Source organism: Acidovorax sp. K2F (genome assembly GCF_025246485.1).
Lineage (GTDB): Bacteria > Pseudomonadota > Gammaproteobacteria > Burkholderiales > Burkholderiaceae_C > Acidovorax > Acidovorax delafieldii.
The window spans coordinates 197,379-218,322 of sequence record NZ_JAOBSQ010000026.1 but is presented as its reverse complement, the minus strand read 5'-3'; the positions used below and the strand labels follow the sequence as shown (position 1 = coordinate 218,322).

Below are 20,944 nucleotides of genomic sequence, written 5' to 3'. Positions count from 1 at the left end.
GCGTTTGCGCGCAGGCTACCGATCAGGTCGCCAGTGCGCGGACCACGGCGTCGGCACACAGGGCCATCAAACCGCCTGGCAGCAAGCCCAACACCAGCACCAAAGCGCCGTTGATGGTCAGCACCACGCGCACATCGGCGGGCGCCGATACATTGGTAGCGGTTAGGGGTGCGTCGAAATACATGACTTTCACCACCCGCAGGTAGTAGAACGCACCGATCAGCGACATGATCACGGCAAACACAGCCATCGCCATGTAGATGGTCTGCCCCGAAGCGATCAGGGCTTGAAGAACCGCCAGCTTGGCATAGAAGCCCACCAGAGGAGGAATACCTGCCATGGAGAACAGGCTGACAGCCATCACGCCAGCGTACAGTGGGCTTCGCTGGTTGAGGCCCGCGAAATCGGAAATCTCTTCGCTCTCAAAACCTTCCCGGGCCAGCAGCAGGATCACACCAAAGGCCGCCAGCGTGGTCAACACATAGGTGATGACGTAGAACATCGAGGCGCTGTAGGCGTTCTCCACCGCAGTGGCATCCACGTTGCCATTGATGACCCCGGACATCAGGCCCAGCAACACGAAGCCCATCTGGGAGATGGTGGAGTAGGCCAGCATGCGCTTGAGGTTGGTCTGCGCAATGGCTGCCAGGTTACCCACGAGCAAAGAACCAATCGCCAACACGGCCAGCATCTGTTGCCAGTCGATAGCCAGGGGTAGCAGACCATCCACCAACAAACGGATGGTGATGGCAAATGCAGCCAGCTTGGGCGCACCACCAATCATCAGCGTCACTGCAGTGGGTGCGCCCTGGTAGACATCGGGAATCCACATGTGGAAGGGCACCACCCCCAGCTTGAAGGCCAGACCGGCTACCACAAACACCAAGCCGAACACCAGCACCTGATGCTTGATCTGACCGGAATTGACTGCCTTGAACACCTGGCCAATATCCAGCGAGCCCGTGGCACCGTACACCATGGACAACCCGTACAGCAGGAAGCCACTGGCCATGGCGCCCAGTACAAAATACTTCATGGCCGCTTCTGTGGCGGTAGCGTTGTCGCGACGCAATGCCACCAGGGCATAGCTCGACAGCGTGAGCAACTCAAGCCCCAGGTAGATCACCAGGAAGTTGTTGCCCGAGATCATGATGAACATGCCGAGCAAAGCGAACATGGACAGCGTGAAGAGCTCACCCCCCCGCAACATGTCGCGGTCGGCAGCATAGGGGCGGCCATACACCAGGGTGACCATCATGGCCACGGTGGCAAAACACTTGAGCCAATTGCCCATGGCGTCACTCACCACCATGTTTCCAAAACCGTAGAAGGTATTGCCGCTGCTGGCGTACATGGCCTGCAGGGCAGCCACCACGGCCAGCGTGAGCATGGTCAGCACGTAGGTGCTGGTGCGACGAGGGCTGTGTACGCCCAGATCAACCAGCGCAATCACGCAGGCCATCGTCAACAGCACAATTTCGGGGTAAATCGCTAGCCAGCTGATGTTGTCAATCATCTCGAATCTCTCAGTTCAGTCTGGTCTGTTCAGTTCAGCTTGGTCTGCGCGACATGCTTGAGCAGCTCTGCCACCGAGGTGTCCATCACGTCGGTGAACGGACGGGGGTAGAGGCCCATAGCCAGCACCGCGATGCCCAGCACAGCAAGCACCAGGAACTCGCGGCTGTCGATGTCCATCAAGCCCTTGACGTTGTCATTGCCCACGGGGCCCAGGTACACACGCTTGAACATCCACAGGGTGTAAGCAGCACCAAAAATCAGCGCAGTGGCGGCAGCCAGACCGATCCAGAAATTGGCCTTGACAGCACCCAGGATCACCATCCACTCACCCACAAAACCGGCCGTACCCGGCAGACCGCAGTTGGCCATGGCAAACAGCAGGGCAAACGCCGTGAAGTTCGGCATGGTATTGACCACGCCACCATAGGCGGCAATTTCACGGGAGTGCACGCGGTCGTACAAGACACCGATGGACAAGAACATCGCACCGGACACAAAACCGTGCGCAATCATCTGGACAATACCGCCGGACACGCCCAGGTCGTTGAAGATGAAAAAGCCCAAGGTCACAAAACCCATGTGCGCCACCGACGAGTAAGCCACCAGCTTCTTCATGTCCTTCTGGACCATGGCCACCAGGCCCACATAAATCACGGCGATCAGCGACAAGGCAATCATCAGCCAAGCCCACTGGCGTGCAGCGTCAGGAGCGATTGGCAGCGAAAACCGCAGAAAACCGTAGGCACCCAGTTTCAGCATGATGGCGGCCAACACTGCAGAACCGCCCGTAGGCGCCTCCACGTGCACATCGGGCAGCCAAGTGTGGACGGGCCACATGGGCACCTTCACAGCAAAGGCGGCAAAGAATGCGAAGAACAGCAGGGTCTGCGCACGTCCGCTCAACGGCAGCTGATGCCAGGTCGCAATGTCAAAGCTGCCACCCGACTGGTTGTACAGGTAGATCAGCGCGATGAGCATCAACAGCGACCCGAGCAGCGTATACAGGAAGAACTTGAACGCTGCGTAGATCTTGTTGGGGCCGCCCCAGATGCCGATGATCAGATACATCGGGATCAGCGTTGCCTCGAAGAACACATAGAACAGAATGCCGTCGAGTGCGCTGAACACACCGATCATGAGCCCCGAAAGGATCAGGAAAGCGCCCATGTACTGGTTCACGCGCTCCGTGATCGACTCCCAGGAAGCAATCACCACAATGACGGTAATGAATGCTGTCAGCGGCACGAACCAGAAGGAAATGCCGTCCACCCCAAGGTGGTAGTGGACGTTGAAGCGCTCGATCCAGTCAGCCTTCTCCACAAACTGCATGGCTGCTGTACCCAGCTTGAAGCCATCGTACAAAGGCAGCGTGACCAGGAAGCCGATCAGCGCGCCGACGAGCGCCAGCCAGCGCACGGCACGCGCGTGCTCATCGCGCCCGATGGCGAGCAACAGCACGCCAAACGCAATCGGTGTCCAGATTGCAAGACTCAACAGACCCATTTTTATTCTTCTCCTACTTGTTGAGCCAGACGAAATACGTCATGAGCACGAAAACACCCAGGATCATGACCAGCGCATAGTGGTAGATGAAGCCCGACTGCACCCAACGCACAGCACCGGCAATCCACCGCACCAGCTTCCAGGACCCGTTGACCAGGGCACCATCGATCACAGCCTGATCCCCACCCTTCCAGAGACCCACGCCCAGCGCACGTGCACCACGGGCCAGAATGTTCTCGTTGATCCAGTCGAGGTAGTACTTGTTTTCAAGCAATGTGTAGATGGGCTGTACGCGCGCCTTGATCGCCGTGGGCAACGCAGGATTGACCATGTACATGTAGTACGACAGCGCCACACCTGCCAGTGCGAGCCAGAACGGCGCCGTCTGCAGACCGTGCAATGCCATGGCCCAGGCGCTGTGGAAATGCTCCGCCATGTGTGCCATGGAAGGATGCTTGGCCGCATCCACAAAAATGACGTCCTTGAAGAAGTCCCCAAACAGCATGGGCTGGATGAACAGGAAACCCACCACCACCGAAGGAATGGCCAACAGCACCAGAGGCACCGTTACCACCCAGGGAGACTCGTGCGGTTCGTGGTGATCATCGTGGCCGTGGCCATGGTGATCGTCGTGGTGGGCATCCGGATTCTGGTCGTAACGCTCCTTGCCATGGAAGACCAGGAAGTACATGCGAAAGGAATAGAACGCCGTGATGAACACACCTGCGAGCACTGCGAAATGTGCAAAACCGGCTGCTGGCAGATGGCTGAAGTGCACCGCCTCAATGATGCTGTCCTTGGAATAGAAACCCGAGAACAGCGGCGTGCCGATCAGGGCCATAGAGCCCAGCAGCGAGGTGATCCAGGTGATGGGCATGTACTTGCGCACACCGCCCATCCAGCGGATGTCCTGGTTGTGATGCATGCCCATGATGACCGAGCCTGCGCCCAGGAACAACAAGGCTTTGAAGAACGCATGGGTCATCAGGTGGAACACAGCTACCGAGTACGCCGAGGCGCCAAGCGCTACTGTCATGTAGCCGAGCTGCGAGAGCGTCGAGTACGCCACCACACGCTTGATGTCGTTCTGGATGATGCCCAGGAAACCCATGAACAATGCTGTGATGGCACCGATCACCAGGATGAAGTTGAGCGCAGTGTCCGACAGCTCGAACAGAGGCGACATGCGCGACACCATGAAGATACCGGCGGTCACCATAGTGGCAGCGTGAATGAGCGCGGAGATGGGAGTCGGACCCTCCATCGAATCAGGCAGCCAGACGTGCAGGGGAAACTGCGCTGACTTGCCCATCGCGCCGATGAACAGGCAGATGCAGATCACCGTGACGAGCATCCAGCTGGTGCCGGGGAACGACAGAGAGCCCAGTTCACCCGCCTTGGCGAAGATCTCGCCATAGTTCAAGGTGCCGGTATACGCTGCGATCAGGCCAATGCCCAGAATGAAGCCGAAGTCGCCCACGCGGTTGACCAGAAACGCCTTCATGTTGGCGAAGATGGCAGAAGGCTTGTTGAACCAGAACCCGATGAGCAGGTAGGACACCAGACCCACCGCCTCCCAACCAAAGAACAGCTGCAGCAGGTTGTTGCTCATGACGAGCATGAGCATGGAGAAAGTGAACAGCGAAATGTAGGCAAAGAAGCGGTTGTAGCCCTCGTCTTCTTCCATGTAGCCAATGGTGTAAATGTGAACCATCAGCGACACAAAGGTCACCACCACCATCATCATCGCCGTGAGGCTGTCGATCAGGAAGCCCACTTCCATCTTCAAGCCACCCACCACCATCCAGGTGTACAGGGTTTCATTGAACCGGGCACCATCGAGTGCCACGCTCTTGAGCGTCATCGCCGAGAGGATGAAAGCAACCAGCACCCCGAGGATGGTCAGGGTATGGCTCAGGCGACGACCGATCCAGTTACCACCGAAGGTCGTACCGAAGACGCCGGCCAGTAAGGCGCCTGCCAGCGGTGCCAACGGCACTGCCAGGAGGGTTGAAGCAGAGAGGGTTTGACTCATTCTTGAGAACCTTGGGAATACTCGCGACCCATCAACCCTTGAGGGTGTTGAGGTCTTCCGCGTTGATACTGGATTTGTTGCGGAACAGCAGCACCAGGATGGCCAGGCCAATCGCCGATTCAGCGGCTGCCACGGTCAGGATAAAGAACACGAACACCTGGCCGTGCATGTCTCCCAGGTAGTGGGAGAACGCCACGAAGTTCATGTTCACGGCAAGCAGCATGAGCTCGATCGCCATCAGCAGTACGATCAGGTTCTTGCGGTTCAGGAAGATGCCGATCACAGCGAGCGCAAACAGCATGGCGCCCAGCGACAAAAAGTGGCCCAGAGTCAATGTCATGCTTTTTTCTCCTCGGCAGCAGCTTGCGCAGGCTCTTCAGCAGCAGGCTTTTGGGTGGCGGCCACCTTGACCACTGCCAGACGATCGGCCGCACGCACTCGGATCTGCATTGAAGGATTGATGGCCTTGCTGTCCTTGCGCTGACGCAGGGTCAGTGCGATGGCAGCCACCATGGCCACTAGCAAAATGACTGCAGCGATCTCAACGGGATACAGATACTGGGTGTACAGCAGCTTGCCCAAGGCCTTGGTGTTGGAGTACGGGACCACATGACCAGCGGCATCGACCATGGCAGCGACGGCCTTGGGCTCTTCCATGCCGCGGAATCCCCCCATCAACACGGCCGCCATTTCCAGGGCGATGAGTGCCCCAATGAATGCCGCCAACGGGAAATGCTTCCAGAACCCCTTGCGTACGGTATCGATGTGGATGTCCAGCATCATCACCACGAACAGGAAGAGCACCATGACCGCGCCCAGGTACACCAGCACCAGCGCAATTGCCAGGAACTCTGCCTTGAGCAACAGCCAGACAGCCGCCGCCTGCGAGAACGCAAGGATGAGATACAGCACTGCATGCACAGGGTTGCGCGCAGTGATCACCCGGAAGGCTGCAAACAGCAGCACCACCGAGAAGAGATAGAAGAAACCAGTCTTGGCGTCCATGAATCGGGTCTTTATAGAAAGTCTGGCAAAGAGGCTGAACCCCGTACCGCTCAGCGGTACTTGGCGTCTGCAGCCTTGGCTGCCGCAATTTCACCTTCGTACCGGTCGCCCACAGCCAAGAGCATGTCCTTCGTGAAATACAGGTCACCACGCTTTTCGCCGTGGTATTCAAAGATGTGTGTCTCGACAATCGAATCGACCGGGCAGCTCTCTTCGCAGAACCCGCAGAAGATGCACTTGGTCAAGTCGATGTCATAGCGCGTGGTGCGACGCGAACCATCTGCACGCACATCCGATTCGATGGTGATGGCCATCGCAGGGCATACGGCTTCGCACAGCTTGCAAGCGATGCAACGCTCCTCGCCGTTGTCATAACGGCGCAGTGCATGCAGGCCACGGAAGCGTGGCGACAAAGGCGTCTTCTCTTCGGGAAACTGCACGGTCACCTTGCGGCGAAACGCGTAGCGGCCAGTCAGGGCCATCCCCTTGAGCAACTCCACGAGCATGAAGCTCTTGAAGAAATCCTTGAACGAAAAAGGTGCAGCAGCAGCAACAGCAGTCATTTGTGTCCCCGCTTATTTCCAGATATTCCAAGGCGAGAGCAACCACCCGCCAACAAACAACAAGTACACCAGCGTGACCGGAATGAAGATCTTCCAGCCCAGACGCATGATCTGGTCGTACCGGAACCGCGGGAAGGTAGCCCGGATCCAGATGAACATGGATACCACAAGGAAGGTCTTGAGACCCAGCCAGATCCAGCCTGGAATCCAGTTGAACACCGCGCTATCGATGGGAGACAGCCAGCCGCCCAGGAACATGAGAGCCGCCAGGATGGATACGAGCCACATGCTGGCGTACTCGGCCAGGAAGAAGATCGCGAAGCCCATACCGGAGTACTCGACCATGTGGCCGGCCACGATTTCTGCCTCGCCTTCCACCACGTCGAAGGGATGGCGGTTGGTTTCTGCCACGCCGGAGATCAGGTACACAAGGAAGATCGGCAGCAGGGGCAGCCAATTCCAAGACAGGAACGTCAGGCCCTTGTCTGCGGCCATGCCCCGCCCCTGACCCAGCACGATTTCCGTCAGGTTCATACTGCCCGACACCATGATCACGACGAGGAAACAAAAGCCCATCGCGATTTCGTAGCTCACCATCTGTGCCGAGGCCCGCAGTGCGCCCAAGAATGCGTACTTGGAGTTGGAAGCCCAGCCCGCAATGATCACGCCATAGACTTCGATGGAAGTGATGGCCATCACCAACAACAGACCAGCATTCACATTCGCCAAGGCCACGTCGGGGCCGAAAGGAATGGCCACCCAGGCAGCCAGGGCCGGCATGATGGCCATGACGGGCCCGAGAACAAACAGGCCCTTGCTGGCCGCCGTAGGCTGGATGATTTCCTTGGTCAGCAGCTTCAGTGCGTCAGCAATGGGCTGCAGCAGCCCCATCGGTCCCACGCGGTTGGGACCGTGGCGCACTTGCATGAAGCCCAGCAGCTTACGCTCCCACAAAGTGAGGTAAGCCACGGCACCCATGAGCGGCGCCAAGATGCAGACGATCTTGATCAGGATCCAGAGCACTGGCCAGACGATGCCGGTCCACCACCCAAAGGAGAGCAGGTTCAGGCCCGCGTTGTAGATCGCGTCGATCATGCGGCCACTCCTTCGCGTGCCATGCGTGCGTCGGCAGTGAGCTGCAGCGACGTAGAACGGCGCACCAAGCCGTCCAGTTGATAGATGGATGCCACGACCGGATCACCAGCTGCAGCCGTTGCGGCTGGCGACGCCTTCACTGCATTCGACAACTGTGCGGCGGGCACCTGCGTAACGGCACCGGCAGCGGCGTTCGTCGCACGGGCCAGAACGTCCTGGGAGGTCTCAAAGTCAAAGCCTGGCACACCCAACAGGTTGGCCAGCACGCGCAGAACCTTCCAAGCGGGACGGGTATCGCCCAGAGGGCGCACCACGGCGTGGAAACCCTGTATGCGTCCCTCGGCGTTGACAAAGCTGCCCGAAGTTTCCGTGAACGGAGCAATTGGCAACAAAACGTCACTGAACTCCATGTTGGCCTTGAAGGGGCTCAACGTGACCACCATTTCTGCACCAGCAAGAGCAGTTGCAGCTTGAGCACCCGTCGCAGAATCATGGACGGGCTCGGTGTTCAGCAGCACCGCCGCCTTCAAACCACCGGAGAGCATTTGAGCAGCATTCAGTCCACCGTTGACAGGGTGAGCGCCCGCAAATTGCGCGCCCACCGTATTGGCGGCCTCTGTCAGGTAGCCCACTGTTGCACCGGTGTTCTCTGCAATCCAGTTAGCCCATGCCAGCAACTGCGTAGCTTGCGCGTGGTGCGCCGCCGCATTGCCCAGCAACACCGCCTTGCGCTCCCCGCCCAGCAGCGAGCGGGCGATGGCCTGGGCAGCCTCGCTGGCCGCGCTGGCACCTTGCGGAGCGGGAATGCCCTTTTCATGGGCGATGGCGGAAGCAATGCCTCCGAGCATCTCGACCCACTGGCCGGCACCCTGTGCCACAAATGTCTGCACCGGCATGGCCCAGTCATGGGATACCGAAGCGATGGCACTGACCTGGCAGCCATGGCGGGCCGCCTGACGGATGCGCTGCGCAAACAACGGATGGTCCTTGCGCAGGTTGGAACCCACGACCAGCACGCGCTGGAGCGTGGACAACGAAGCGATGGACGTACCGAGCCAGCGAATACCTTCGGGAGCAGCAAACTCGGCGTTGCGCAGACGATAGTCGATGTTGTCGCTACCAAGTCCGCGCACCAGGGCGCTGGCCAGATACAGCTCTTCCAACGTACTGTGCGGACTCACCAGCGCACCAATGCTGGCAGCGCCGTGGTCGTTCTTGATGTTCTTGAGGCCATTGGCCACGTATTCCAACGCAGTCTGCCAGTCCACTTCCTTCCACACCCCGCCCTGCTTGAGCATGGGCTGGGTCAGGCGGTCGTCACCGTTGAGCGCTTCATAGGAGAAACGGTCGCGGTCGGCAATCCAGCATTCGTTAACAGCCTCGTTTTCAAACGGGACAACGCGCATGACCTTGTGGTTCTTGACCTGAACAATCAGGTTGGCACCGGTGGAGTCATGTGGACTCACCGAGCGGCGGCGCGACAGTTCCCAGGTGCGGGCGCTGTAACGGAAAGGCTTGCTGGTCAATGCACCCACGGGGCAGATGTCGATCATGTTGCCCGACAGTTCAGAGTCCACCGTGTCGCCGGTGACCGTGGTGATTTCAGAATGCTCGCCACGATGGATCATGCCGAGTTCCATCACGCCCGCCACTTCCTGGCCGAAGCGCACGCAACGGGTGCAGTGGATGCAGCGGCTCATCTCCTCCATGGAGATCAGCGGGCCCACGTCCTTGTGGAACACCACGCGCTTTTCTTCCTCGTACCGCGAGGAGGAGCCACCGTAGCCCACGGCCAGATCCTGCAACTGGCACTCGCCGCCCTGGTCGCAGATGGGGCAGTCCAGAGGGTGGTTGATGAGCAGAAACTCCATGACCGACTGCTGCGCCTTGATGGCTTTGTCGCTCTTGGTACGCACGATCATGCCCTGCGTGACCGGCGTGGCGCAGGCTGGCATGGGCTTGGGAGCCTTCTCCACGTCCACCAGGCACATGCGGCAGTTGGCGGCGATCGAAAGCTTCTTGTGGTAGCAGAAATGCGGAATGTAAGTGCCAGCCTTTTCAGCCGCATGCATCACCATGCAGCCCTCGGCGACTTCCACTTTCTGACCGTCCAGTTCAATTTCAACCATATGTTTTCTCGCGATCAGACGGAAGTCGCGGCTTGTGGAGCCTTGTTCCGGATCAGTGCCTCAAACTCGGGACGGAAGTGTTTGATCATGGCGCGCACAGGCATTGCAGCAGCATCACCCAGCGCACAGATGGTGCGACCCTGGATGTTGTCCGCCACCGAATTGAGCAGATCCAGGTCACCCTCACGACCCTGGCCATGCTGGATACGATCGATCACGCGCCACATCCATCCCGTGCCTTCACGGCAGGGCGTGCACTGGCCGCAGGATTCATGCGAATAGAAATACGACAGGCGCAGCAGACTTTCGACCATGCTCCGGGAATCGTCCATGACGATCACGGCACCAGAGCCCAGCATGGAGCCAGCCTTGGCGATGGAGTCGTAGTCCATCGTGCATTCCATGATGACTGATGCCGGCAGGACAGGGGCCGATGAACCACCAGGAATCACCGCCTTGAGTTGACGGCCTTTGCGCACGCCACCGGCCAGTTCCAGCAGCTTGGCAAATGGGGTACCCAACGGCACCTCATAGTTGCCTGGCTTTTCGACGTCCCCAGACACCGAGAAAATCTTGGTGCCGCCGTTGTTGGGCTTGCCGCACTCCAGATAAGCCGCACCGCCGTTGCGGATGATCCAAGGCACGGCCGCAAAGGTTTCCGTGTTGTTGATCGTAGTGGGCTTGCCATACAGGCCAAAGCTGGCGGGAAACGGTGGCTTGAAACGGGGTTGCCCCTTTTTGCCTTCCAGCGACTCGAGCAATGCCGTTTCTTCACCGCAAATGTAGGCACCAAAACCGTGGGCTGCGTGCAGCTGAAAGCTGAAACTGCTGCCCAGGATGTTGTCGCCCAGGTAACCCGCTGCCCGCGCTTCTTCCAGAGCGGCTTCAAACCGTTCGTAGGTCTGGAAGATCTCGCCATGGATGTAGTTGTAGCCCACCGAGATGCCCATCGCATAGGCTGCGATGATCATGCCTTCGATGACGATGTGCGGGTTGAACTGCAGGATGTCACGGTCCTTGCAGGTACCAGGCTCACCCTCATCGGAATTGCACACCAGATATTTTTGGCCTGGGAACGAGCGGGGCATGAAGCTCCACTTGAGGCCCGTAGGAAAGCCTGCGCCACCCCGGCCACGCAAGCCAGACTCCTTGACAGTGGCAATGACCTGATCCTGCGTCAGGCCCTCTTCACCATCCTTGCCCAGGATACGACGCAGCGCCTGATAGCCACCACGCGCTTCATAGTCCTTGATGCTCCAGTTGTTGCCATTCAGGCCCACATAGATTTGGGGGTTGATATGGCGGTCGTGGAAACAGGTCTGAACGCCCGTAGCCTGGAACTGGGAGAGTATTTGTGCTGCCGTGGTCATCACTGGCCCTCCGCGGCCCGCAGGCCATCAACGAGCTGGTCGAGCTTGTCGTTGTCCATGAAGCTGCACATCGTGCGATCGTTCACCAGCATCACAGGCGCATCAGCGCAAGCACCCAGGCATTCGCATTGCTGCAGAGTGAACAGGCCGTCAGGTGTGGTCTCACCCATCGAAACACCCAGCTTCTTTTCCAGGTGATGCAGCGCCTTTTGCCCGTCGCGCAACTGGCAGGGCAGATTGGTGCACACGTTGAGCTTGTACTTGCCCACCGGTTGCTGGTTGTACATGTTGTAGAAGGTCGTGACTTCGTGCACGGCGATCTGCGCCATGCCCAGATAGTCGGCGATCACTGCCTCGCTCTCGGCGCTGACGTAGCCTTGCTCCTGCTGAACAATGGACAAGCACGCCATCACTGCAGACTGCTTCTGGTCTGCGGGGTACTTGGCCACTTCGCGCGCAAACCGCGCCTTGGTCGCTTCGGTAATCATCGGTCAATCTCTCCGAACACGATATCCATGGTGCCAATGATGGCGACAGCGTCCGCGATCATGTGGCCACGCGCCATTTCGTCGAGCGTCGCCAGATGCGCAAAACCCGGCGCCCGGATCTTGAGTCGGTAAGGCTTGTTGGCACCATCACTCACCAGGTAAATACCGAATTCGCCCTTGGGATGCTCCACCGCCGCATAGGCCTCCCCTTCCGGCACGTGGAAACCTTCCGTGAAGAGCTTGAAATGGTGGATCAACTCTTCCATGTTCGACTTCATGGATTCACGCGCGGGCGCAGCCACCTTGTGGTTGTCCGTGATCACAGGACCGGGGTTGGCCTTGAGCCAGTCCACGCATTGCTTAATGATGCGATTGGACTCGCGCATTTCCTGCACACGCACCAGGTACCGGTCGTAGCAGTCACCGGTCTTGCCCACTGGCACATCGAAATCCACACGGTCGTATACGTCGTATGGCTGGGTCTTGCGCAGGTCCCAGGCGATACCGGAGCCACGGAGCATGGGGCCGGTCATACCCAGATTCAGGGCCCGCTCGGGTGGCACCACGCCGATGCCTACCGTGCGCTGCTTCCAGATGCGGTTGTCGGTGAGCAGTGTTTCGTATTCGTCCACACAGCCTGGGAAACGCTGGGTGAAATCGTCGATGAAGTCCAGCAGAGACCCTTGACGATTCTGGTTCAACGCCTCCAGCGCCTTGGCATTCTTGATCTTGCTGACCTTGTACTGCGGCATGCTGTCGGGCAGATCGCGGTAGACGCCGCCGGGACGGAAATAGGCCGCATGCATGCGCGCGCCAGAAACCGCCTCGTACATGTCAAACAGGTCTTCCCGCTCGCGGAAGGTGTAGATCAGGATGGTGGAGCTGCCGCAGTCGTTACCGTGCGAGCCCAACCACATGAGGTGGTTCAGCAAGCGCGTGATCTCGGAGAACATCACGCGGATGTACTGCGCGCGCACCGGCACTTCCAGTCCGAGCAGCTTCTCGATGGCTAGGCAGTAGGCGTGCTCGTTGCACATCATCGACACGTAGTCCAGCCGGTCCATGTAGGGCAGTGACTGGATGTAGGTCTTGTGCTCGGCCAGCTTCTCGGTGGCGCGATGGAGCAGACCGATATGCGGGTCAGCGCGTTGCACAACCTCGCCGTCCAGCTCCAGCACCAGGCGCAACACACCGTGCGCCGCAGGGTGCTGCGGACCAAAGTTCAGGGAGTAGTTCTTGATTTCAGCCATGATGGATCACATGAGACGCGAGGCGGCTCAGTGCAGGCCTCCGTACTTGTCTTCGCGGATGATGCGGGGCGTGATTTCCCGCGGCTCGATGGACACGGGTTCATACACGACACGGCGCTGCTCGGCGTCGTAACGCATTTCGACATGTCCAGACAAGGGGAAATCCTTGCGGAAAGGGTGCCCGATAAATCCGTAGTCCGTGAGAATGCGGCGCAGGTCGTTATGACCATCAAACACGATGCCAAACAGATCGAAGGCTTCGCGTTCGTACCAGTTGGCTGCATTCCACAACTCAGCTACCGAAGCAACGACCGGGAAATCATCGTCTTGGCAGAACACCTTCACGCGCACTCGCTGGTTGAGGCTGACCGACAACAGGTGCGACACCACACAGTAGCGTGCACCCTCGTGGGCTGCATCGCCATATGCAGAATAGTCCACACCGCACAAATCGATCAGCTGCTCGAAACGGCAACCTTCCGAATCGCGCAGCAAGCGCATCGCATCCAGATAGTCCGCAGCAGCGACCACCAGGGTGACCTCATCTAGAGCGACCGAAATCTGGCGCACTTTGGCACCCAGCGCCGCAGAGATATTCTCTTTAAGCTTCTCAGGCCGAATGGCAACAGCTGTCATCATCAACCCTTCAGACACGAGCAATGGTGTTGGTGCGGCGGATCTTCTGCTGCAGCTGGATGATCCCGTAGATCAGAGCTTCTGCCGTCGGAGGGCAACCTGGCACATAAACATCTACCGGCACGATGCGGTCACAACCGCGCACCACCGAATAGCTGTAGTGATAGTAACCACCACCATTGGCACACGAACCCATCGACAAGACCCAGCGCGGCTCGGACATCTGGTCGTACACCTTGCGCAGTGCGGGGGCCATCTTGTTGCACAGTGTGCCTGCCACGATCATCAGGTCGGACTGACGAGGGCTGGCACGGAACACTTCCGCACCAAAACGACCGATGTCATACCGGGCCGCCGCTGCGTGCATCATCTCCACAGCACAGCAAGCCAGGCCAAACGTCATCGGCCACAGAGAGCCGGTCTTGGCCCAGTTCACCACGGAGTCGTAACTCGTGGTGATGAAGCCTTCCTTCATCACGCCTTCAATCATTGCATTGTCCTTGTTGGAGTCCGCTCATTCCCAATCCAGGGCACCCTTTTTCCATTCGTAGGCAAAACCCACGACCAGAATGGCCAGGAAAATCACGACCGCCACAAAACCGGCCACGCCCACCTCGTGCAGCGTGACCGCCCACGGGAAAAGGAATGCGATTTCCAGGTCGAACAGAATGAAGAGAATGGCCACGAGGTAGTAGCGCACATCGAATTTCATGCGCGCATCCTCGAAGGCTTCAAAGCCGCATTCGTAGGGGGAGTTCTTTGCGGCATCCGGGCGGTTGGGGCCCAGTATGTAGCCGAGTACAAGGGGGACAACGCCTACGGCGATGCCGACCAAGATGAACAAAAGGACGGGGAGGTACTGATCGAGGTTCATCTTGAGGATGTGCTCACCGCTGTGGCCTTGCCCGTCAGGACCCAAGCCGGGTCATGCAGGCAGGCCTTTGTTTTGGTGCCGTCGGCGAGACTCGAACTCGCACAGCTTTCGCCACTACCCCCTCAAGATAGCGTGTCTACCAATTTCACCACGACGGCTGATTTTTGCATCTGGATGGCATGAGGAACCTTGCGGCTTTGGCTTTCCAGACAATCCAGAATTCTACTCCGGAAAAACCCTGCTTCGGCCCTGCGGGCCGAAATTCAGTTCAATTATTTGGTCGGGATCTGCGCGGCGCCCGAAGCGGGAGCGGCAGGCGCTGCAGGCACCTCAGAAGCAGGTGCGCCGGCAGGCACGGCAGCGGCTGGCGTTTCCAGAACGCTGCCCGAACTGGCGGGACGAGCGTTACCAAAGTAGGCCAACGCGAGCGTAGAAACAAAGAACACTGCAGCCAGCACGGCCGTGGTACGGGACAGGAAGTTGGCGCTGCCGCTGGCGCCAAAGAGGCTGCCCGAACTGCCGCTGCCGAAAGCCGCCCCCATGTCGGCTCCCTTGCCATGCTGAATCAAGATCAGGCCGATCATGGCCAGGGCCGCCAACATCTGCACCGCCAAAATCACATTCACGATCACGTTCATTCTCTGTTCACTCCTGATTGAATTGTTTGACTCGCAACCGCCTCAACGGGCGGCCGCAATGATTTGTAGAAAGTCGGGCGCCTTCAGCGAAGCCCCACCGACCAGGCCACCGTCGATATCGGGCTGCGCAAGCAATTGGGCTGCATTGGCCGCATTCATGCTGCCGCCGTACAGCAACCGGATGCGGTCCGCATGCTCGCTCGCTGCTGCCAACTGGGTGCGCAGCACGGCATGCACGGCTTGCGCCTGCTCCGGCGACGCAGTGCGACCCGTGCCAATGGCCCACACTGGCTCGTAAGCCACCACGATCTCGCTGATGCAATGACCGTTGAGATGAATTACCGCTGCGAGTTGCCGCTTGACCACCGCCTCGGTCAGTCCCGCTTCACGCTCCTGCAGTGTTTCCCCCACACAGACCACCGGCGTCACACCGGCCGCCAGCGCGCGCTGGGCCTTCTCCGCCACGATCGCGTCCGTTTCACCATGGTACTGGCGGCGCTCAGAGTGCCCCACCAGCGCATAGCGCACACCAAAATCCTTCAGCATGGCCACCGATACCTCACCAGTGTAGGCACCCGCCTCGTGCGAAGACACATCCTGTGCTGCCAACGCAATGGCAGCGCCAGCCGTCAACGCCTGCACCTGCGCCAGATAGGGCGCTGGCACTGCGACGGCCACATCACAAGCCACATCTGCAGCGCCCGCAATCAAGGCCTTCAACAAAGCTTCGTTGGCAGCGAGGCTGCCATTCATCTTCCAGTTGCCTGCGATGAGTTTTTTCTTGTTGTTCATGATTACCACGTCAAAACAATCTTGCCAACGTGCTGGTTCGACTCCATCAGCGCATGGGCTTGTGCCGCATCCGCAGCAGCAAACGTGCTGTGAATGACCGGACGGACCTTGCCCGCTGCCAGCAAGGGCCAGACATGCTCACGCAGCGCCCGTGCAATCGCACCCTTGAAAGCCACGGGACGCGGACGCAACGTGGACCCTGTGATGGTGAGCCGCTTGCGCAGCACCAACCCGGCATTGAAACCACTCTGCACACCCCCTTGCACGGCGATGATGACGATCCGGCCGTCCTCGGCCAGGCATTCGACCTCGCGGGCGACATAGTCACCTGCCACCATGTCGAGCACCACATCAACACCACGCGCCTCGGTGATTCGTTTCGCCTCGGCCACAAAGTCCTGAGACTTGTAGTTGACGGCGTGGTGCGCGCCCAGCGCCAGGCAAGCTGCACACTTGTCATCGCTCCCAGCGGTGGCAATCACGGTAGCACCGAAGGCACGTGCCAGCTGAATAGCCGTCACGCCAATGCCACTCGTACCGCCTTGCACCAGCAAGGTTTCACCGGCTTGCAAACGCGCACGGTCAAAGACATTGCTCCACACCGTGAAGAACGTCTCCGGAAGTGATGCAGCCTCTACGTCACTGAAACCGTCAGGCACCGGCAGGCATTGCACCACCGGCGCCACACACCACTGGGCATAACCACCACCCGCCACCAAGGCGCAAACACGGTCCCCGACACGAATGCCCGCCTCTGCCATCGCCAAAGCATCGCCCGACTCAACCACCCCCGCGACCTCCAGCCCCGGAAGATCCGAGGTGCCAGGGGGCGGCGCATAGTGGCCCATTCGCTGCAATACATCAGGGCGGTTGATGCCACTGGCCGCCACGCGGATCAGCAGCTCACCAGCACCCGCTACAGGAGCGGGGCGCTCACCCAGACGCAGCACCTCAGGCCCACCAAACGATGTGATCTCAACAGCATGCATAACGGGGTTTACCGAAGATGGATTCAGATGATTTAGGCCGCTAGCGCATGATTTATATGCACCAGCAGCTACCAAATCAATAGCAGATCAACAATTTAGCCATTCACCTGAACAGACGCACCATCTGCAGGCAGGGCCTGCTGCTGTTGCTGCTCTGCGGGATGACGGCCGCCATCGCGACCATGATCACGGCGGGGTTCGCGATCGCCACGTTCTGCAGGCGCTGGACGGTCGCTGCCACCGGCGGGACGATCTGCCAACACCTTCATGGACAGCTTGATGCGGCCCTTTTCGTCGGTTTCCATGACCTTGACCTTCACGATCTGGCCTTCGGTCAGGTAGTCAGACACCTTTTCGACGCGCTCGTGAGCGATCTGGCTGATGTGCAGCAGACCATCCTTGCCAGGCAGCAGATTGATCAGCGCGCCAAAGTCGAGGATCTTGGTCACAGGGCCTTCGTAGATCTTGCCGATCTCGACTTCTGCCGTGATCTGCTCGATGCGCTTCTTGGCTTCGTCGGCCTTCGCAGCGTCGGTAGCGGCGATGGTGATGGTGCCGTCTTCCTCGATGTTGATCTGGCAGCCAGTTTCTTCGGTCAGCGCACGGATCACAGCGCCGCCCTTGCCGATCACGTCACGGATCTTCTCGGGGTTGATCTTCATGGTGTACAGCTTGGGCGCGAAGTTCGACACTTCGATCTTGGCTTCACCCATGGCCTCCTGCATCTTGCCCAGGATGTGCATGCGCGCTTCCTTGGCCTGGGCCAGTGCCACTTGCATGATTTCCTTGGTGATGCCCTGGATCTTGATGTCCATCTGCAGGGCCGTGATACCGCCCGTGGTACCCGCCACCTTGAAGTCCATGTCACCCAGGTGATCTTCATCGCCCAGGATGTCGGTCAGCACGGCGAAACGGTTGGCGTCCTTGATCAGCCCCATCGCAATACCGGCCACGTGGGCCTTCATGGGCACGCCGGCATCCATCAGCGACAGGCAGCCGCCGCAAACCGAAGCCATCGACGAGGAACCGTTGGACTCAGTGATTTCCGACACGACACGCATGGTGTAGGGGAATTCTTCCTTGGTCGGCAGCACAGCAACCAGCGCACGCTTGGCCAGACGGCCGTGGCCGATTTCACGGCGCTTGGTCGAGCCCATGCGACCCACTTCGCCGGTGGCGAAGGGAGGCATGTTGTAGTGCATCATGAAGCGGTCTTCGTACTCGCCAGCCAGCGCATCGATGCGCTGTGCATCACGCTCGGTGCCCAGCGTGGTCACGACCAGCGCCTGGGTTTCGCCACGCGTGAACAGGGCCGAGCCGTGGGCGCGGGGCAGCACGCTGTTGCGGATCTCGATGGGGCGGACGGTGCGCGTATCGCGGCCGTCGATGCGGGGCTCGCCAGCCAGGATCTGGCTGCGCACGATGCCCGCTTCGATGTCGAACAGCATGCCTTCAACCTTGACGGCGTCGAACTCAACACCATCGGCCTTCAACGCCGCCATCACGGCTGCATAGGCTTCGCGGCAGGCCTGGGTGCGGGCTTGCTTGTTGCGGATCTGGTAGGCAGCGCGCAGCTTGTCGTCGGCCAGTGCCACCACCTTGGCGATCAGGGCTTCGTCCTTGGCAGGCGCTTCCCATTGCCACACAGGCTTGCCCGCGTCGCGCACCAGTTCGTGAATGGCGTTGATGGCCACATTGCCTTGCTCGTGACCGAACACCACGGCACCCAGCATGATTTCTTCAGACAGCTGCTGGGCTTCGGATTCGACCATCAGCACGGCGGCTTCGGTGCCCGCCACCACCAGATCCATCTGCGAGTTCTTGCGCGCAGTCTGGCCAGGGTTGAGCACGTACTCGCCGTTGATATAACCCACGCGTGCGGCACCAATGGGTCCGTTGAACGGAATGCCAGAGATGGCCAGGGCGGCACTGGTAGCGATCAACGCAGCGATGTCGGCATCCACTTCAGGGTTCAGCGACACCGTGTGGATCACCACGTGCACTTCGTTGAAGAAACCTTCGGGGAACAGCGGACGGATCGGGCGGTCGATCAGGCGGCTGGTCAGGGTTTCGTGCTCGCTGGGCTTGGCTTCGCGCTTGAAGAAGCTGCCAGGGATCTTGCCGGCAGCATACGTCTTCTCGATGTAGTCCACCGTCAGGGGAAAGAAGTCCTGGCCGGGCTTGGCGGACTTGGAGGCGACCACAGTGGCCAGCACCACGGTGTCGTCAATATTCACCAGCACGGCGCCAGAGGCCTGGCGGGCGATTTCGCCGGTTTCCATGATGACGGTCTTGTCACCCCATTGGAAGGTCTTGGTGACTTTGTTGAAAATGCTCATGTTCAGCTCCTGTTTTAATGGCTGGTAGTGCCCTACCAGATTGTCTTGGAGAGCAATTCAGAACACGATGCCATTCCAGGGAAGTTCTGCGCCAGGCAGTAACAACAACTTCATTGGAATGACACAGCTTCGCTCTGTTTTGCGGCTCCGAAGTAAAAAACGCCTGAGCTAGCGGACTAACCCAGGCGTTTTGGCATGCAATGAAGATTACTTGCGCAGACCCAACTTGGCGATCAGCGCGGTGTAACGGTCAGCGTCCTTGGCCTTCAGGTAGTCCAGCAGCTTGCGACGGCGGCTCACCATGCGCAGCAGGCCACGGCGACCATGGTGGTCCTTGGCGTGCGTCTTGAAGTGGGGAGTCAGTTCGTTGATGCGAGCGGTCAGCAGGGCCACTTGCACTTCTGGGCTACCAGTGTCATTGGCAGCACGGGCGTTCGCCTTGACGACTTCGGCCTTGATGGAGGATGCGATCATGTTTTTCCTTGAATGTGGCCTGCCGCAGGCGGAAGACCATGGTTTTTACTTGCGCCAGCAGCTGGAACGGCCGCAGGCGTGCGTCTTGCACCATGCAAAACCCGTGGATTATAACCCGAGGCCCTCAATTCGCCTCTGACCAGCCCACAGGCACCTTGCCAGCCCGATCTCGCCGGACCAGAACACGGGGGCTTGCTGCCGCCCTTCGCCGCCGGTGTAGCGTAGAGGAGACGCCGCAGCACAGGCCTCATCGGCGTGAGCCCGCCTCGACGCATTGCAGCCCAAGCCCACTTTAAGATCACCCGGCGCCCCGGCATCCCAACATTCACTCCCCCGGACCACTCAACATGCCATTCCCCCCGGCCCTCCACCCCTCGACCAACGTGGCACTGCGCAAGGTTATCGCTCCCCTGCTTTTGTGGATGCTGGCCCTTGGCCTCGGGCTGCATACCGGGGCAAGCCACGCCACCACCAAAAATGCGACCCAAAGCGGCCAAAGCGAAGTGAGCAAGAAAAAGAAATCCACCAAGGTGAAACAGGAGCGAAGCTCATCCGAGGAAAGCCGCTCGGAACGCGACCGCCGGCTGTATCGGGAGTGCAAGGGGCGCGCCAATGCGGGCGCCTGCCTCGGATACACCCATAAACCGTGACCCCACACACCACGCTGCCAAGCCTGAAGTCATCCGCATCCCTCAGAGACACCCCGGGGCGTGGCGCCGGCGGTGCGAAAAGGCCGTGGCTTGTTCAGGCGTTGGCCGCCGTGATCCCCCAGCGCGCGAGCGCTGCGTCGTCACTCACCCGTGCATCCACCCAGCGAGCGCCATGTGAGGTTTGCTCCTTTTTCCAGAACGGCGCCTGGGTCTTGAGGTAGTCCATCAAAAACTCGCAGGCCTGAAAACTCTGACCCCGGTGGGCACTGGTCACCGCCACCAGCACGATCTGGTCCAGGGGCTGCAGCAGACCTACGCGGTGAATCACGCGGGCGCCAAAAATATCGAAGCGCCGAAAGGCCTCGTCCACCATGGCTTCGATGGATTTTTCGGTCATGCCGGGGTAGTGCTCCAACTCCATGGAGGACACCTGATCCCCCTCGTTGCGATCACGGACGGTGCCCACGAAGCTGCAGACAGCGCCCACACCCTTGTTCTCACGACGCAAAGTAGCGATTTCGGTGGACAGGTCAAAGTCCTCGGTCTGAATAGAAACGCGGGGCAAGGTCATGACAAAAGGCTCTCAGCAGGGGTGT

Annotated in this window: 21 protein-coding genes and 1 tRNA gene; 1 reads left to right on the top strand and 21 read right to left on the bottom strand. The window is 59.5% G+C overall.

Features of this window, described 5'->3' with window-relative positions:
* Window positions 1-22: 22 nt before the first annotated feature.
* The 20 genes from nuoN to rpsO all read right to left on the bottom strand — a co-directional run bounded on the left by nuoN (window position 23) and on the right by rpsO (window position 19,698).
* Complete coding sequence (gene nuoN, locus N4G42_RS08265) at window positions 23-1,516, bottom strand: NADH-quinone oxidoreductase subunit NuoN (protein WP_260666826.1); 1,494 nt, start codon at window positions 1,514-1,516, stop codon at window positions 23-25.
* A 29-nt stretch (window positions 1,517-1,545) separates the two neighbouring features.
* Window positions 1,546-3,021: an NADH-quinone oxidoreductase subunit M gene (locus tag N4G42_RS08260; protein ID WP_260666825.1), complete on the bottom strand. Its 1,476-nt coding sequence runs from the start codon at window positions 3,019-3,021 to the stop codon at window positions 1,546-1,548.
* 13 nt (window positions 3,022-3,034) lie between these two features.
* Window positions 3,035-5,056, bottom strand: coding sequence for an NADH-quinone oxidoreductase subunit L (nuoL, locus tag N4G42_RS08255; RefSeq protein ID WP_260666824.1), 2,022 nt, complete (start codon window positions 5,054-5,056; stop codon window positions 3,035-3,037).
* Between the two features lie 31 nt (window positions 5,057-5,087).
* A complete protein-coding gene (gene nuoK, locus N4G42_RS08250) occupies window positions 5,088-5,396 on the bottom strand; it encodes an NADH-quinone oxidoreductase subunit NuoK (protein ID WP_005793248.1) in 309 nt (102 codons plus the stop codon).
* Complete coding sequence (locus tag N4G42_RS08245) at window positions 5,393-6,061, bottom strand: NADH-quinone oxidoreductase subunit J (RefSeq protein WP_260666823.1); 669 nt, start codon at window positions 6,059-6,061, stop codon at window positions 5,393-5,395. Before N4G42_RS08245 ends, nuoK begins: the two co-directional genes overlap by 4 nt.
* Window positions 6,062-6,111: 50 nt before the next feature.
* On the bottom strand, window positions 6,112-6,624 hold the full coding sequence (nuoI, locus tag N4G42_RS08240) for an NADH-quinone oxidoreductase subunit NuoI (RefSeq protein WP_010463942.1): 513 nt from the start codon (window positions 6,622-6,624) through the stop codon (window positions 6,112-6,114).
* Between the two features lie 12 nt (window positions 6,625-6,636).
* The gene (gene nuoH / locus N4G42_RS08235; protein WP_056061569.1) at window positions 6,637-7,719 is read right to left on the bottom strand and encodes an NADH-quinone oxidoreductase subunit NuoH; all 1,083 of its coding nucleotides are present in this window, start codon (window positions 7,717-7,719) and stop codon (window positions 6,637-6,639) included.
* Window positions 7,716-9,848 (bottom strand): NADH-quinone oxidoreductase subunit NuoG, encoded by a 2,133-nt coding sequence (gene nuoG, locus N4G42_RS08230; protein ID WP_260666822.1) that lies wholly within the window; start codon window positions 9,846-9,848, stop codon window positions 7,716-7,718. Before nuoG ends, nuoH begins: the two co-directional genes overlap by 4 nt.
* A gap of 14 nt (window positions 9,849-9,862) precedes the next feature.
* On the bottom strand, window positions 9,863-11,218 hold the full coding sequence (gene nuoF, locus N4G42_RS08225; RefSeq protein ID WP_056747678.1) for an NADH-quinone oxidoreductase subunit NuoF: 1,356 nt from the start codon (window positions 11,216-11,218) through the stop codon (window positions 9,863-9,865).
* On the bottom strand, window positions 11,218-11,706 hold the full coding sequence (gene nuoE / locus N4G42_RS08220) for an NADH-quinone oxidoreductase subunit NuoE (protein WP_056061558.1): 489 nt from the start codon (window positions 11,704-11,706) through the stop codon (window positions 11,218-11,220). The genes nuoF and nuoE overlap by 1 nt, the downstream gene beginning before the upstream one ends.
* The gene (locus N4G42_RS08215; RefSeq protein ID WP_056061550.1) at window positions 11,703-12,956 is read right to left on the bottom strand and encodes an NADH-quinone oxidoreductase subunit D; all 1,254 of its coding nucleotides are present in this window, start codon (window positions 12,954-12,956) and stop codon (window positions 11,703-11,705) included. The genes nuoE and N4G42_RS08215 overlap by 4 nt, the downstream gene beginning before the upstream one ends.
* Window positions 12,957-12,983: 27 nt before the next feature.
* Entirely contained in the window at window positions 12,984-13,592 is a 609-nt protein-coding gene (locus tag N4G42_RS08210; RefSeq protein WP_108497213.1) for an NADH-quinone oxidoreductase subunit C, read from the bottom strand.
* Window positions 13,593-13,602: 10 nt separating this feature from the next.
* Entirely contained in the window at window positions 13,603-14,082 is a 480-nt protein-coding gene (locus tag N4G42_RS08205) for a NuoB/complex I 20 kDa subunit family protein (protein WP_007849129.1), read from the bottom strand.
* 24 nt (window positions 14,083-14,106) lie between these two features.
* The gene (locus tag N4G42_RS08200; protein ID WP_056061547.1) at window positions 14,107-14,466 is read right to left on the bottom strand and encodes an NADH-quinone oxidoreductase subunit A; all 360 of its coding nucleotides are present in this window, start codon (window positions 14,464-14,466) and stop codon (window positions 14,107-14,109) included.
* 73 nt (window positions 14,467-14,539) lie between these two features.
* Window positions 14,540-14,624 (bottom strand) — tRNA-Leu (locus N4G42_RS08195).
* A gap of 114 nt (window positions 14,625-14,738) precedes the next feature.
* Window positions 14,739-15,104 carry a preprotein translocase subunit SecG gene (gene secG / locus N4G42_RS08190; protein ID WP_056061544.1) on the bottom strand — a complete coding sequence of 122 codons (366 nt, stop codon included), beginning with the start codon at window positions 15,102-15,104 and terminating at the stop codon, window positions 14,739-14,741.
* 42 nt (window positions 15,105-15,146) lie between these two features.
* On the bottom strand, window positions 15,147-15,896 hold the full coding sequence (gene tpiA, locus N4G42_RS08185) for a triose-phosphate isomerase (RefSeq protein WP_260666821.1): 750 nt from the start codon (window positions 15,894-15,896) through the stop codon (window positions 15,147-15,149).
* 2 nt (window positions 15,897-15,898) lie between these two features.
* The gene (locus N4G42_RS08180; RefSeq protein ID WP_260666820.1) at window positions 15,899-16,885 is read right to left on the bottom strand and encodes an NAD(P)H-quinone oxidoreductase; all 987 of its coding nucleotides are present in this window, start codon (window positions 16,883-16,885) and stop codon (window positions 15,899-15,901) included.
* A gap of 95 nt (window positions 16,886-16,980) precedes the next feature.
* A complete protein-coding gene (pnp, locus tag N4G42_RS08175) occupies window positions 16,981-19,224 on the bottom strand; it encodes a polyribonucleotide nucleotidyltransferase (protein WP_260666819.1) in 2,244 nt (747 codons plus the stop codon).
* 207 nt (window positions 19,225-19,431) lie between these two features.
* Window positions 19,432-19,698 carry a 30S ribosomal protein S15 gene (rpsO, locus tag N4G42_RS08170; protein WP_005793232.1) on the bottom strand — a complete coding sequence of 89 codons (267 nt, stop codon included), beginning with the start codon at window positions 19,696-19,698 and terminating at the stop codon, window positions 19,432-19,434.
* A 383-nt stretch (window positions 19,699-20,081) separates the two neighbouring features.
* Between rpsO and N4G42_RS08165 the strand changes: the two genes are divergently transcribed.
* On the top strand, window positions 20,082-20,348 hold the full coding sequence (locus N4G42_RS08165) for a hypothetical protein (protein WP_233193714.1): 267 nt from the start codon (window positions 20,082-20,084) through the stop codon (window positions 20,346-20,348).
* A gap of 94 nt (window positions 20,349-20,442) precedes the next feature.
* Here N4G42_RS08165 and N4G42_RS08160 read toward each other — a convergent pair whose 3' ends face one another.
* Complete coding sequence (locus N4G42_RS08160) at window positions 20,443-20,919, bottom strand: molybdenum cofactor biosynthesis protein MoaE (RefSeq protein WP_056061533.1); 477 nt, start codon at window positions 20,917-20,919, stop codon at window positions 20,443-20,445.
* Window positions 20,920-20,944: the final 25 nt, after the last annotated feature.

Excerpts from the sequence above, each read along its gene's own strand:
- nuoN (WP_260666826.1), bottom strand. The coding sequence starts at position 1,516 with ATGATTGACAACATCAGCTGGCTAGCGATTTACCCCGAAATTGTGCTG.
- N4G42_RS08260 (WP_260666825.1), bottom strand. The coding sequence starts at position 3,021 with ATGGGTCTGTTGAGTCTTGCAATCTGGACACCGATTGCGTTTGGCGTG.
- nuoL (WP_260666824.1), bottom strand. The coding sequence starts at position 5,056 with ATGAGTCAAACCCTCTCTGCTTCAACCCTCCTGGCAGTGCCGTTGGCA.
- nuoK (WP_005793248.1), bottom strand. The coding sequence starts at position 5,396 with ATGACATTGACTCTGGGCCACTTTTTGTCGCTGGGCGCCATGCTGTTT.
- N4G42_RS08245 (WP_260666823.1), bottom strand. The coding sequence starts at position 6,061 with ATGGACGCCAAGACTGGTTTCTTCTATCTCTTCTCGGTGGTGCTGCTG.
- nuoI (WP_010463942.1), bottom strand. The coding sequence starts at position 6,624 with ATGACTGCTGTTGCTGCTGCTGCACCTTTTTCGTTCAAGGATTTCTTC.
- nuoH (WP_056061569.1), bottom strand. The coding sequence starts at position 7,719 with ATGATCGACGCGATCTACAACGCGGGCCTGAACCTGCTCTCCTTTGGG.
- nuoG (WP_260666822.1), bottom strand. The coding sequence starts at position 9,848 with ATGGTTGAAATTGAACTGGACGGTCAGAAAGTGGAAGTCGCCGAGGGC.
- nuoF (WP_056747678.1), bottom strand. The coding sequence starts at position 11,218 with ATGACCACGGCAGCACAAATACTCTCCCAGTTCCAGGCTACGGGCGTT.
- nuoE (WP_056061558.1), bottom strand. The coding sequence starts at position 11,706 with ATGATTACCGAAGCGACCAAGGCGCGGTTTGCGCGCGAAGTGGCCAAG.
- N4G42_RS08215 (WP_056061550.1), bottom strand. The coding sequence starts at position 12,956 with ATGGCTGAAATCAAGAACTACTCCCTGAACTTTGGTCCGCAGCACCCT.
- N4G42_RS08210 (WP_108497213.1), bottom strand. The coding sequence starts at position 13,592 with ATGACAGCTGTTGCCATTCGGCCTGAGAAGCTTAAAGAGAATATCTCT.
- N4G42_RS08205 (WP_007849129.1), bottom strand. The coding sequence starts at position 14,082 with ATGATTGAAGGCGTGATGAAGGAAGGCTTCATCACCACGAGTTACGAC.
- N4G42_RS08200 (WP_056061547.1), bottom strand. The coding sequence starts at position 14,466 with ATGAACCTCGATCAGTACCTCCCCGTCCTTTTGTTCATCTTGGTCGGC.
- secG (WP_056061544.1), bottom strand. The coding sequence starts at position 15,104 with ATGAACGTGATCGTGAATGTGATTTTGGCGGTGCAGATGTTGGCGGCC.
- tpiA (WP_260666821.1), bottom strand. The coding sequence starts at position 15,896 with ATGAACAACAAGAAAAAACTCATCGCAGGCAACTGGAAGATGAATGGC.
- N4G42_RS08180 (WP_260666820.1), bottom strand. The coding sequence starts at position 16,885 with ATGCATGCTGTTGAGATCACATCGTTTGGTGGGCCTGAGGTGCTGCGT.
- pnp (WP_260666819.1), bottom strand. The coding sequence starts at position 19,224 with ATGAGCATTTTCAACAAAGTCACCAAGACCTTCCAATGGGGTGACAAG.
- rpsO (WP_005793232.1), bottom strand. The coding sequence starts at position 19,698 with ATGATCGCATCCTCCATCAAGGCCGAAGTCGTCAAGGCGAACGCCCGT.
- N4G42_RS08160 (WP_056061533.1), bottom strand. The coding sequence starts at position 20,919 with ATGACCTTGCCCCGCGTTTCTATTCAGACCGAGGACTTTGACCTGTCC.